This window comes from Rhodopseudomonas boonkerdii, assembly GCF_021184025.1.
Lineage (GTDB): Bacteria > Pseudomonadota > Alphaproteobacteria > Rhizobiales > Xanthobacteraceae > Tardiphaga > Tardiphaga boonkerdii.
This window is the reverse complement of the sequence record NZ_CP036537.1, coordinates 2,050,212-2,062,272: the sequence shown is the minus strand read 5'-3', so window position 1 is coordinate 2,062,272 and position 12,061 is coordinate 2,050,212. Positions and strand designations below refer to the sequence as shown.

Sequence of the window (12,061 nt, the reverse complement as noted above, 5' to 3'; positions counted from 1 at the left end):
ATCATTCCGCCGGAACGCGATATTCCGGCACCGCGTCCTTCAGGATTGCGACCACGACGTCATGCTGATTGGCGTCGATCGCCGTGCGTAGCGTGGCAAGCCATGCATTGAGCACATCCAGCGGCAATTCCTTCGGCTTTGCAGCCATGATGCCGGCAAGGCCGATCTCCGCCGTGGGCTCCTGCTCGGCGAACAGGATTTCGTGCATACGCTCGCCCGGCCGCACGCCGGTGAACACGATGTCGATGTCGTATCCGGGCTGCAGGCCGGAGAGCCGGATCATGCGGTCGGCGAGATCGACGATCTTCACCGGCTGGCCCATGCTGAGCACATAGACCGATGCGTCGGAATGCTGCGCGTTCTTCGCATGCGTCGCGGCTGTCACGACCAGGTCGCAGGCTTCGCGAATGGTCATGAAGTAGCGCACCATATCCGGATGCGTTACGGTCACCGGGCCGCCGGCCTCGATCTGCGCCTTGAACTTCGGAACGACCGAGCCGTTCGACGCCAACACGTTGCCGAAACGTACCGAGATCAGCCGCATGCGTGGCTTGCCGACAGCGCTCGCCGCAACATCGCCATCGAGCGCCTGGCAATACATTTCGGCGAACCGTTTGGTGAGACCGAGCATCGAAACCGGTTCGATCGCCTTGTCCGTCGAAATCATCACCATGGCCTCGGCCCCCGAGGTCAACGCCGCATCCGCGACATTCACCGAGCCGAAGATGTTGGTCTTGACCCCCTCGCCCCAGTCGCGCTCCAGGATCGGCACATGCTTCAGCGCTGCGGCGTGGAACACGACGTCAGGCTTGAAGACCTCCATCAGTTGATGGATGCGCTTGCGATCGCGTATATCGGCAATGCGGCCTTCGATCACCGCGCTTGTCACTTTCGCAGCGAGCTTCTCCAGCGCCGCATGCAATGCCGGCTCCGAATTTTCGATGATCAGCAGCCGCGCCGCGCCGAAAGTGACAACGCGGTCGCAAATCTCGAAGCCGATGGAGCCGCCGCCGCCTGTCACGATCACAGCCTTGCCGCGCACAAAGCTTTCCAGGCGCGCATAGTCGATCTTTACGCTCGGCCGCAGCAGCAGATCTTCCACCGCCACCGGCGCGAGCTGCGGGATGTCGCGACTCTCTTCCAGTGTCGGAATCCGGCTCACCGCAAGACCGAGCTTGCGCGATCGTATCAGGATCGACTCAGGCTGAGCCTCGTCCTCGAATGCGGACGGGGTCATCACCACCCGCTCGATAGAGCGCTGGCGATGCTTGAAGTCGTCGATGACGTTGCTGAGATCGTCGAGACCGCCCAACACAGGGACACCACGGATCGTCTGTCCGCGATCCGACAGGGCCGGAGAGAGAATGCCGACCGGCCACATCCGCTTCACCGCCCCGCTTTCGATCCCGCGCAAAAACACCTCGGCATCGGCAGCGCGGCCGATCAGCAAGGCGGGCGCAGCATCCGTCGCGCGCGCTTTGTTACGCGTGCGCGAATAGCGGAAGTAGCGATAGGCCAGCCTCGATCCGCTTAGAAAAAAGATCTCAAGGAACCAGTAAATGATGATGGTGGTCTTGCCGAGAAAAAAGGTTCCGTAAACGTTCGGCGCGAGGAAAATATAGTCGAGCACGAGCAGCGCACCGGTCAAAACCGTCGAGGCCTTGATGATATTGAGTAGATCCGGCAGCGAGATGAAGCGCCACTTCGTCGTCGTCAGGTTGAAGACGTAACAGACAAGAAAGCTGAAGATGACGAAATAGGGCAGGATCGTCAGCAGCAAGGGCAGGCGGTCCAGCAGGTTCTCGCCATCGAAGCGCAGCACGAAGGCCAGCACCACCGCTGCGGCAGTGACGATGGCATCATGGACCGCAATGACCCAATTGCGGATGGTGAAGCTCGAAATACGCGTCATGACTTCCCGCTGCGCGCCCGTTCGACCAGCGAGGTTGTGCTGTGCCCCTGCAGGATATCGACGATGACCACCTCGCCGCCATTCGCGGCGACGATCTCGTGGCCGACCACCTGTTCACGGGTGTAGTCGCCGCCCTTCACCAAAGTCGAGGGCAAGATCGTCTCTATCAGCCTGATCGGCGTGTCTTCGTCGAAGATGACAACAAGATCCACCGCCTCCAGCGCCGCCAGCACTTCGGCACGGGCGCGCTCGTCCTGAACGGGACGATCTGGCCCCTTGAGGCGCTTCACCGACGAGTCGCTGTTGAGGCCGACGATGAGGCGGTCGCAGGTCGCGCGCGCTGCGGTCAACACCTTGACGTGGCCGGGATGCAGGATATCGAAACAGCCATTGGTGAAACCGACCCGCAACTGTTCCTGACGCCAGCCATCGAGCCGGGCTGCGAGATCTTCCGCGGCGACGATCTTGTCTTCGGCCGCCAAAGTCGCATGCGGCAGCACCTTGCGACGCAGCTCCTGCGGCAGGACGACCGCCGTCCCCTGCTTGCCGACGGCCACGGCGGCGGCCGCCGCCGCGAGGCGGAGCACCGTTTCCCAATCCGCCCCGACCGCGAGTGCAACAGCCAGCATCGCTGCGACGGTGTCGCCGGCGCCGGAAACGTCGCGTACTTTCGCCGACATGGCCGGCACATGAATCGCCTCGCCATCGCGCGCAACCAGTGTCATGCCGTGCTCGCTCTGGGTCACCAGCATGGCGGCGCAATCGGCGAGGATCATCGCCTCCTGGGCTGCGGCAATATTGATCTCGGTATCGGCACGGCTGCGAGTGGCCTCGGCAAATTCCTTGCGGTTTGGCGTCAGCAGCGTGGCGCCGCGATAGATGGCGAAATTCGCGCTCTTCGGATCGACGATCACGCGCTTTCCGAATTTCTTCGCTGCGTCGATCACATTGCGGATCACCCGCGCAGTCAGCACGCCCTTGGCATAATCCGACAGCAGCACGATATCGGCACGGACGATCTGCGGCAGGATGACGTCGAGCAATTGCTTCTCGATCTCGGCTGAGGCCGGCCTCGCCAGCTCCCAGTCGGCGCGCAGCATATGGGTCGAGAAATGCTCGGAGACAAAACGCACTTTTCGTGTGGTCGGGCGCGAGGCATCGATTACCAGCAGCGCCTCGATGCCACTCTCCTGCGCGAGATGCCGCTTCAGCGTCTCCGCCGCGTCGTCAGCGCCGATCAGGCCGACGAAAATGCAGCGGGCACCGAGCGCCGCGATATTGCGCGCCACATTACCCGCGCCGCCGATCACGATCTCGCTGCGCTGCGCGGCAATCACCGGTGCCGGCGCTTCCGGCGAGATGCGCGACACCTCGCCATAGACGAATTCGTCCAGCATGAGATCGCCGATGCAGAGCACCGTCTGCTTCGGAAGCAAATGGGACAGGGCGTCAAAGTCGAACATCACACCGGAACCTGGACGTCAGCGAAAGCGATCGGGCATATCGAGATAGTGCGTCACATAATGCATCACCGCATCCTCCAGACGGGTGAAACCACCATTATAGCCGGCGGCGCGCAGCCGATCGGCCTCGCTCTGCGTGAAATACTGATAGCTGTCGCGAATCTGTTCGGGCATATCGATATAATCGATATCAGGCGCGGTGCCGAGCGCCGCATAGGCGGCCAGCATCAGATCCTTGAAGCTGCGCGCCGTGCCGGTGCCGACATTGTAGATGCCACTGACACGAGGCGTTGCCAGCAGCCACAGGATGACGCGGACGACATCCTCGACATAGATGAAGTCGCGGCGCTGATCGCCATCCGCAATGCCCTCGCGATGCGACTTGAACAGCTGGATGCCGCGGCCGCCCTTGATATCGTCGAAGCGCCGGGTCAGCACGCTCATCATGCCGCCCTTGTGATACTCGTTGGGCCCGAACACATTGAAGAATTTCAGGCCCACCCATTGCGGCGGCATCGGCTCGCCGCGGGCAGCGCGCTCGGCCACCGCAAGGTCGAACAGGTGCTTGCTCCAGCCGTAAAGGTTCATCGGGCGCAGCGTCTTCAGCTCGGACACGGTGTCCGCATCGCGAAAGCCCTGTGCCCCATCGCCATAGGTCGCCGCGGATGACGCATAGATCAACGGCACGCCGTTGGTGGTGCACCAGTCGAGCAACCGCATGGAGAGGCGGAAATTGGTCTCGACGACGAGGTCGCCGTCTGTCGCCGTGGTCTCGGAGATCGCTCCCATATGGATGACAGCGTCGAGCCGGCGGCCCTTGAGCCACTCCATCAGCTCGCCCGGCGGCACCACGTCGGCAAGCTGCCGTTTGGCCAGGTTCCGCCATTTGCCGTCATGGCCGAGAAAATCGGACACGGCGACATCGGCGCGGCCGGCGTCATTCAGCGCCGCCACCACATTCGATCCAATAAAACCGGCCCCTCCGGTTACCAGCAGCATGAAATCCCCATATACGTCCTGTGCCGCCACCTTTGCCCCAGTCCCGCCCTGCAGGCAACTTGGGCCACCAGATGACGTGAAGCCGGTGGAGACATCATCTGACATCTTTCCAAACCGCTTGTCTGCCCCGGGCGGACGGGCTACCGACTGACTTAAGCCATACGCGAAGTCTTTGAAACCATGACCCAAAATACCCCATATCCGGGCGTGACGGTGGATGCGGAGGATATCCGGCCGATCCTGATCGTGCCCTATATGTGGATCGGCGACTTCGTCCGCGGTCATACCGTGGTGCGGGTACTGAAACAGCGCTGGCCGAACCGGCCGATCGACCTCCTGGTGACCAAGCTGGTGGCCCCCTTGGTGGACTATATGCCCGGCGTGCGCTCCGGGATCGTCTGGGATCTGCCGCGCGGCCAGCTGGCGCTCGCAAAACAATGGGAACTCGCCGCGCTGATGCGCGAGCGTAACTACGGCACCGCCCTGATCATGCCGCGGACATGGAAATCCGCCCTCGCCCCGGCACTGGCGGGCATTCCGGAGCGCATCGGCTTCGTCGGCGAGGTTCGCTTTGGCCTGCTCAATGACTGGCGCTGGGGCGAAAAGAAGCTCACGCGCATGATCGACCGCAAATGCGCACTGGCGCTACCGCCGGGCACCGAATTGCCGGCCGAGTGGCCCGTTCCGGATTTTCGCGTTCCTGCCGATGAAATCGCCCGCTGGCGGCAGGCCAACGGGCTTGGTACCGGCCCGGCCGTGGCCCTCGGCCCCGGCTCGGTCGGCTCGTCCAAGCGCTGGACCTATTATCCCGAGGCGGCGAAGCTGCTGGTAGAGCGCGGTTATGACGTCTGGGTGATCGGCGGCCCCGGGGAGAAGGATCTTGCCAACGAGATTGTCGCCGCGGCCGGTCCACGGGCACGCGATCTCACCACGAACGATCTGCGTAACGGCGTGATCGGCATGGCCGCCGCCCAAGTCGCCGTCGCCAACGATTCCGGCCTGATGCACATCGCCGCCGCAGTGGGCACGCCGACCGTTGGCATTTTCGGCCCCACCAGCCCGCATCTGTGGGGCCCGCTCAATCCCCTCGCCGCCACCGTGCAGACCAGGACCGTCGTACCGTGCCAGCCCTGCCATACGCCGGTCTGCCACCAGAACAATCACGCCTGCATGCGCGACATCCCGGCAGCCGATGTCGCCGACATCATCCAGACTATCATGGCAAAAGCCGAAGCCTTCGGCGTGTCCTCATGACGTCGATCAAGCAACACAAGCCTGCCGCCTTTCTCGATCGCGATGGCGTGCTGAATTACGACGACAACTATGTCGGGCACCCGGAGAAAATCCGCTGGATGCCGAATGCGGCGAAGGCGGTGAAGCGGCTCAACGACGCCGGCTATCACGTCTTCGTCTTCACCAACCAGTCCGGTGTCGCGCGTGGCTATTTCACCGAGGATGAACTCAACGAACTGCTCGACTGGATGCGGAGAGAGCTCGGCAAAAAAGGTGCTGTTATCGACGACGTCCGCTACTGCCCGCACCATCCGAGCGGGATCGTCGAGGGGTATCTGGAAGATCATCCCTGGCGCAAACCAAAGCCCGGCATGATCCTCGACCTCATGCAACACTGGGCGGTCATACCTGAAGGCAGTTTCGTCATCGGCGATCGCGACAGCGATATCGAAGCGGCAACCGCCGCGCATCTTCCAGGCTACCTGTTTGCCGGCGGAGACCTCGATGCCTTCGTGGCGGATATTTTGAAGACCCAATGAGCCTGCAGAATGTCAGTAAATCGCACAGTTCAGCTTTCTGGCGGGATCGAGCCCCGCCCTTCACCCAACTCTACAAGCCTCCCCCCCAAAAAAACCCAAAATAACACTCTGAAGTATTTAGCATTCTTATCGTTCCTCATGCAAACTGTGCATAGCGTCTAAGCCCATCTTGAGAGACGGTGATCGACATGAACGCCTTGCGTCTGAATGACCGTTCTGGCAAGCGTTCGTGATGAGGTGTCGTGTGGGTATATGTCGCAGAGCATTGCCGACCTGCCTTTAAGGCACATGACAGCCCCGCCTAGATCTCGAGAACTCAAAAGATGCCGTGCTTTTTCGGCGAAGCAGGGCTCATTACAGTTACGTATTAGAGCCAATCGAACAGGTATTCTATGACGAGGAAAACAGCGCTTATTACCGGCATAACGGGCCAAGATGGCGCCTATCTCGCCGAGCTACTTCTCGCCAAGGGCTATGCGGTTCACGGCATCAAACGCCGCACCTCGCTCTTCAACACTGACCGCATCGATCATCTCTATCAAGATCCGCACGAACAAGGATCTCGTTTTAAACTCCACTATGGTGACCTGACTGACTCGTCGAGCCTGATCCGTATTGTCGAGCAAGTACAGCCAGACGAAATTTACAATCTCGCCGCCCAGAGCCATGTCGCGGTCTCTTTTGAGGAGCCGGAATACACCGCCAATTCGGACGCGCTTGGCGCGCTGCGCATTCTTGAAGCTATGCGCATTACCAAACTCGACCAAAGATCGCGTTTCTATCAAGCATCAACGTCAGAGCTTTACGGTCTGGTCCAAGAGATTCCCCAAAAGGAAAGCACGCCGTTCTATCCGCGATCTCCTTATGCGGTCGCAAAGCTCTATGCCTACTGGATCACAGTAAACTACCGCGAGGCCTATGGCATGTACGCGTGTAACGGCATTCTGTTCAACCACGAATCGCCGGTACGCGGCGAAACCTTCGTGACTCGAAAAATTACGCGCGCCATCGCCCGCATCAAACTTGGCCTTCAGGATCGGCTATATCTCGGGAACCTCGACGCGCTGCGGGACTGGGGCCACGCACGCGACTATGTCGAAATGCAATGGCTGATGTTGCAGCAGGACAAGCCTGAAGATTTCGTGATCGCCACGGGCGAGCAACATTCGGTCCGCGAGTTTGTCGATATTGCCGCCAGAGAGGTTGGCATCAAGATTCGTTGGGAGGGCAAGGGCCTAGACGAGAGAGGATACGATGCCACCAACGGACAATGCATCGTTGCGGTGGATCCTCGATACTTCCGACCGGCAGAAGTGGAAACTCTACTCGGCGACCCCACTAAGGCGAAAGAAAAACTCGGCTGGGTACCCAAGACCTCATTCCAGTCTCTAGTGACTGAGATGATACAAGAGGATCTTCGATCAGCTGAACGTGACGAACTCATCAAGCGTCACGGCTTCCGCTACTACGCACGTCACGAATAAAATGAACGGAGCGCGAATGCACCAAGAGTTGGCTTCGCCCGCTTGATATTTCAGTTTTCTATTCAGCCACGTCGCAGCTCGCAAATCGATACCTCCCTCCGCCGCCCAGAAAATCATCGAGCGCCTTCGGTAATCCTTCTCGTAGTGTTACTCTTGGCTTCCAACCAAGCGCCAACAATCGAGAACTATCAAGCAGCTTGCGCGGCGTTCCATCAGGCTTCGTAGTATCAAATGTCAGCTTACCGCGATAGCCGACGGCTTCCGCGACCCTTTTCGCGAACTCACCAATCGAGACTTCGTCTCCGGTACCTATGTTGATAGGCTCCCACTCGGAATAGTGCTTGAGCAGAAACACGCAAGCATCGGCCATATCATCCACGTATAGAAATTCGCGCAACGGTGCGCCCGTTCCCCATACCGCAACTTCCTGCGCATCATTGAGCTTGGCTTCATGGAAGCGACGGAGCAGCGCTGCAGGGACGTGACTGTGCTCGGGGTGATAGTTATCACCCGGGCCATAAAGATTGGTCGGCATCGCCGAAATATAATCTCGGCCAAATTGCTGACGATAGGCTTGACACATCTTTAGACCGGCGATCTTCGCGATTGCGTACCACTCATTGGTTGGCTCCAACGCACCGGTCAACAACTCATTCTCACTGATGGGTTGCTTCGCGAACTTCGGATAGATGCAAGACGACCCCAGAAACAGCAGGCGATTCACTCCGGCGTCATGACTGCCCTGAATAACGTTCAACTGAATCCGCATGTTCTCGCAAAGAAAGTCGACAGGCAGCGCATTATTGGCACCGATACCGCCAACCTTTGCCGCAGCCAGGACGACCACATCGGGCCTGGTCTTCGCAAGCCAGCGCTTGGTCTGGAGCTCGTCGAGAAGATCAGCATCTTTGCGCTCGGCGATCAGCACTTCGCAATTCTCAGCCGCCAAACGACGTATGATCGCCGACCCAACCATGCCGCGATGACCCGCGACAAAAATCTTTTTTCCAGCTAGATCATAGACATATGGGATCAAGATAAAATTCCTGAACACGATCGATTAGATGAAACGTAGCACGCATCTCCGCCAAATGCCATTCTCACAGCTTAAACAACAGGCAGATTGACCGCCGCATCGAGCCACGAGTGCTACAGAAAACTCATGCTTCCGGGCCTGATGATCAGACGAACCTGCGATAGACCGCAGCGATGCCGCGCGCTTCAGCATCAAGGCTGAATTTATCAAGCACACGCTGGCGTCCGCGCTCTCCCATGGCGCGTGCAGCGTCCGGATCGCGCATCAGCGGCTCGATCGCATCCGTCAGAGCTTTCGCGTCGCCGGTCGGCACCAGCGTTCCGGTGACACCATCGTCCACCGCGATCTCGGCAGCACCGGCGCGTGCCGCAACGAGCGCAGCGCCGACCGACATCGCCTCGATGAGCGTGAGCCCGAAGCCCTCGTTCCGCGAGGTGAATGCGTAGATCGTCAACCGACGATACCAGCGCTCGACTTCCTCGATCGGCAACTCGCCGGTGATCACGATGCGATCCTGCAGGCCGGCGTCGGCGATCTTCCTGCGCAACCCATTTGCAAATCCGATCTGGTCCGGCGTGATCGCGCCGACGATGACAGCGCTGAAATCCGGATAGCGCGGCAGCAGCGCGCACATGGCATCGACGAACAGATCGGTGCCCTTCTGTGCGCGCACCCGCCCGAAGCAGCCGATCGCATAGCGTCCCGGCAGTCGCCCTTCAGCGAAAGCCGCCGCACGATCGGCCGGCGGCGCGTAGCGATCCGTGTCGACGCCATGCATCACCACCGTCGCCTCACGTTTGAGATACGACGCCGAGGCGTCCGACGTCGCGATGATCGCATCCATGCGGCGGATCAGCCAGCGGGTGATCCAGCTGTGATGCCGCTGCGCAGCCGAGGTGAAGAGCAGTTTCAGCGGCCAGCCGAGTGCGCGGAGAAAAACACCCACGATCATCTCGTTGTTGCGCCGCGCATGCCAGACGACGGGCATGCGTCGCGTCCATAATGTCAGCAATTCACCGAAGCCCATGCGCCTGATGCCATCGGGCGCATCGGTTCCGAGCCACGCGGCGTCGATCATGGCGGCAAGTTGCGGTGCCACCATGCGGTTGGTTGCCGTCACACCGGAGTAGCGCCAATGCAGATTGGCGATGATCACCTGCAGTTTTTCGGCTGTTTTGCCCGCAATCGGCACAGAGAACTCCATTCCGCTCCGGTTCCTATACGCAACATTAAGCATAGAGACCAGTAACCACGTGCCGAAACCCGCTCTTCATCGCGAAACGTCTATCGTTCGGGAAACAGGAGAGCGAGACCATCCAGATGACGGTGCTGGTCACCGGCGGCGCCGGTTATATCGGAAGTCACATGGTGCACGCGCTGGTGGAAGCCGGCGAGAATGTCGTTGTGATCGACAATCTCTCCACCGGCTTCTCCACCTATCTGCCCGAAGGTGTGCCGCTGTTCATCGGCGACGTCGCCGACGAGAATCTCGTCGAAGGCGTGATCCAGGCGCATGGCGTCGACGCCATCATCCATTTTGCCGGCTCGGTCGTCGTACCGGATTCCATGCGCGATCCACTCAGCTACTATCGCAACAACACCATGACGTCGCGCAACCTGCTGAATGCGGCGGTGAAGTGCGGCGTCAAGCGCTTCATTTTCTCATCCACCGCCGCCGTCTACGGCAATCCGGATTTCACGCCCGTCGCCGAAGATGCGCCGACGCGGCCGCTATCGCCCTACGGTTCATCGAAACTGATGACCGAAATCATGCTGCACGACATCGCGCCGGCCTACGGCATGGAATTCGTCGTCCTGCGTTACTTCAATGTCGCCGGAGCCGATCCGCACGGCCGCACCGGCCTCGCCACCATGGGCGCCACGCATCTGCTCAAGATCGCGGTGGAAGCCGCCACCGGCCAGCGCAGCAAGATCGACGTCTACGGCACCGACTATCCGACGGCGGATGGCAGCTGCATTCGCGATTTCATCCACGTCAGCGATCTCGTCGAGGCCCATCGCGCCGCGCTCGCTTATCTGCGCAGCGGCGGCACCTCGACCACGCTGAATTGCGGCTATGGCCGCGGCTATTCGGTGCTGGAGACCATCGAAGCCGTACGTCGTGCATCAGGTCGCAACTTCGCCGTCCAATTCGCCCCGCGGCGCGATGGTGACATCATGACGATGATCGCCGACACCTCGCGCATCCGCGCCACCCTGAACTGGATGCCGCAATTCGACGACCTCGAGACCATCGCCCGTCACGCGCTGGCCTGGGAAGAAAAACTCGCCCGAGAGCGTTTCGGCATCGAATTGATGGCGCAATCGGCCTAAGACACCGGCCAGCGCCGCGACTGCTTCGGCGTCTCACCGAAACGACGCCGATAGCGCTGGTTGAAGTAGGATATCTCGTTGAAACCGCAGGCGAGCGCGATCTCGCCGATCTTCATCCGGTCTCCGGCCTCGCTGGTCAGGAGCTGCATCGCATGTTGCAGTCGCCGCTCGAGCAGACGGTCCGTGAAGCTCAATCCGGTTTCCTGCAGCAGGTCCTGCAGATAACGCGGCGACAGCCCGAGTCGCCGCGCGACCTGGCCGATGGAGAAGCCGGGATCGGCAAATCTGCGGTCGATCTCCGCAATGATTTCCTGCGTACGCGACGCGCGCAGGCCGCGCATCGAGGCCTGCTCCGCAGCATCACCGCGTGCACCGAGCGCAAGTGCCGTCAGGTCCAGCAGCGTCGTGACGATATGTGCGTCGAGCTGCGCATCGTGCGCACCGCGCTGCAGATCCACGGCGATGTCGATAGTCCGCCGCAGATGCGCGACCGCAGGGCTGCTTTCGTCGAGCGATTTCGCCAGGAGTTCGTCTGCATGGCCGACGAGCGGCAGCAAGCGTGAACGACTCACTGTCAGCGTCGACGAACGAAAACCGGCATCCGAACGCATATCGGCCGGCAGCCCGTTGGTGCCGAGAAACGCGCGCTCGGACGGCAGCACCATCTCGCGTCCCACATGGTCGATGCTGAAGGTGCCGCTGCCGTGGTGGAACAGGAGACAGAAATCATCATCTGGCCCGCGCGAAATCGCGGTCTTCGAGCGCCGTATCCGGCTGAATGGGCCACCGAAGCGCGACACCTGAAGGCTGCCGAAATCGGACCAATGCACGAATGCGGAGAACGGCCGGTCCTCGTTGCGCGTGATATCGACGCAACAGGTCAGCGCCTCCATGTTGTCGCACCAATGTGCGAACTTCTCGCGATCGTCGAGCCTGGGATCGAAGTCGTCAGAGACGAAACTGGCCTGCTGCATGCGCTCTCTCGTTTTCCTTGAAAGTGTAGCAGCGCCTTCGATTTCACCACGCGTAAAAGTGTAAGTGGAGGCTGCGACTTCTCAACG

The 12,061-nt window shown here is 60.5% G+C and carries 10 protein-coding genes; 4 read left to right on the top strand and 6 right to left on the bottom strand.

What is annotated here, in order from left to right:
* Window position 1: 1 nt before the first annotated feature.
* Genes E0H22_RS09585 through rfaD form a run of 3 tightly spaced genes read right to left on the bottom strand, consistent with a single transcriptional unit; the run spans window position 2 to window position 4,374 of the window.
* Complete coding sequence (locus tag E0H22_RS09585; RefSeq protein ID WP_233025420.1) at window positions 2-1,912, bottom strand: polysaccharide biosynthesis protein; 1,911 nt, start codon at window positions 1,910-1,912, stop codon at window positions 2-4.
* On the bottom strand, window positions 1,909-3,375 hold the full coding sequence (rfaE1, locus tag E0H22_RS09580) for a D-glycero-beta-D-manno-heptose-7-phosphate kinase (protein ID WP_233025419.1): 1,467 nt from the start codon (window positions 3,373-3,375) through the stop codon (window positions 1,909-1,911). Before rfaE1 ends, E0H22_RS09585 begins: the two co-directional genes overlap by 4 nt.
* An 18-nt stretch (window positions 3,376-3,393) precedes the next feature.
* Window positions 3,394-4,374, bottom strand: coding sequence for an ADP-glyceromanno-heptose 6-epimerase (gene rfaD, locus E0H22_RS09575; protein WP_233026245.1), 981 nt, complete (start codon window positions 4,372-4,374; stop codon window positions 3,394-3,396).
* 180 nt (window positions 4,375-4,554) lie between these two features.
* Between rfaD and waaF the strand changes: the two genes are divergently transcribed.
* From waaF to gmd, 3 genes are all read left to right on the top strand, one after another.
* Window positions 4,555-5,628: a lipopolysaccharide heptosyltransferase II gene (waaF, locus tag E0H22_RS09570; RefSeq protein WP_233025418.1), complete on the top strand. Its 1,074-nt coding sequence runs from the start codon at window positions 4,555-4,557 to the stop codon at window positions 5,626-5,628.
* Window positions 5,625-6,146 (top strand): D-glycero-alpha-D-manno-heptose-1,7-bisphosphate 7-phosphatase, encoded by a 522-nt coding sequence (locus tag E0H22_RS09565; RefSeq protein ID WP_233025417.1) that lies wholly within the window; start codon window positions 5,625-5,627, stop codon window positions 6,144-6,146. The genes waaF and E0H22_RS09565 overlap by 4 nt, the downstream gene beginning before the upstream one ends.
* 392 nt (window positions 6,147-6,538) lie before the next feature.
* Entirely contained in the window at window positions 6,539-7,630 is a 1,092-nt protein-coding gene (gene gmd / locus E0H22_RS09560) for a GDP-mannose 4,6-dehydratase (protein WP_233025416.1), read from the top strand.
* Between the two features lie 58 nt (window positions 7,631-7,688).
* Here the strand turns inward: gmd and E0H22_RS09555 are convergent, their stop codons facing one another.
* Window positions 7,689-8,606, bottom strand: coding sequence for a GDP-L-fucose synthase family protein (locus tag E0H22_RS09555; protein ID WP_233026243.1), 918 nt, complete (start codon window positions 8,604-8,606; stop codon window positions 7,689-7,691).
* Window positions 8,607-8,811: 205 nt separating this feature from the next.
* Window positions 8,812-9,870: a glycosyltransferase family 4 protein gene (locus E0H22_RS09550; protein WP_233025415.1), complete on the bottom strand. Its 1,059-nt coding sequence runs from the start codon at window positions 9,868-9,870 to the stop codon at window positions 8,812-8,814.
* A 116-nt stretch (window positions 9,871-9,986) separates the two neighbouring features.
* Between E0H22_RS09550 and galE the strand changes: the two genes are divergently transcribed.
* Entirely contained in the window at window positions 9,987-11,000 is a 1,014-nt protein-coding gene (gene galE, locus E0H22_RS09545; protein WP_233025414.1) for a UDP-glucose 4-epimerase GalE, read from the top strand.
* Here the strand turns inward: galE and E0H22_RS09540 are convergent.
* Complete coding sequence (locus tag E0H22_RS09540; RefSeq protein ID WP_233025413.1) at window positions 10,997-11,974, bottom strand: AraC family transcriptional regulator; 978 nt, start codon at window positions 11,972-11,974, stop codon at window positions 10,997-10,999. The two genes, galE and E0H22_RS09540, sit on opposite strands and share 4 nt — an antisense overlap.
* Window positions 11,975-12,061 lie beyond the last annotated feature (87 nt).

Excerpts from the sequence above, each read along its gene's own strand:
- gmd (WP_233025416.1), top strand. The coding sequence starts at position 6,539 with ATGACGAGGAAAACAGCGCTTATTACCGGCATAACGGGCCAAGATGGC.
- galE (WP_233025414.1), top strand. The coding sequence starts at position 9,987 with ATGACGGTGCTGGTCACCGGCGGCGCCGGTTATATCGGAAGTCACATG.
- E0H22_RS09540 (WP_233025413.1), bottom strand. The coding sequence starts at position 11,974 with ATGCAGCAGGCCAGTTTCGTCTCTGACGACTTCGATCCCAGGCTCGAC.
- E0H22_RS09550 (WP_233025415.1), bottom strand. The coding sequence starts at position 9,870 with ATGGAGTTCTCTGTGCCGATTGCGGGCAAAACAGCCGAAAAACTGCAG.
- rfaE1 (WP_233025419.1), bottom strand. The coding sequence starts at position 3,375 with ATGTTCGACTTTGACGCCCTGTCCCATTTGCTTCCGAAGCAGACGGTG.
- rfaD (WP_233026245.1), bottom strand. The coding sequence starts at position 4,374 with ATGCTGCTGGTAACCGGAGGGGCCGGTTTTATTGGATCGAATGTGGTG.
- E0H22_RS09585 (WP_233025420.1), bottom strand. The coding sequence starts at position 1,912 with ATGACGCGTATTTCGAGCTTCACCATCCGCAATTGGGTCATTGCGGTC.
- E0H22_RS09565 (WP_233025417.1), top strand. The coding sequence starts at position 5,625 with ATGACGTCGATCAAGCAACACAAGCCTGCCGCCTTTCTCGATCGCGAT.
- waaF (WP_233025418.1), top strand. The coding sequence starts at position 4,555 with ATGACCCAAAATACCCCATATCCGGGCGTGACGGTGGATGCGGAGGAT.
- E0H22_RS09555 (WP_233026243.1), bottom strand. The coding sequence starts at position 8,606 with ATGGTTGGGTCGGCGATCATACGTCGTTTGGCGGCTGAGAATTGCGAA.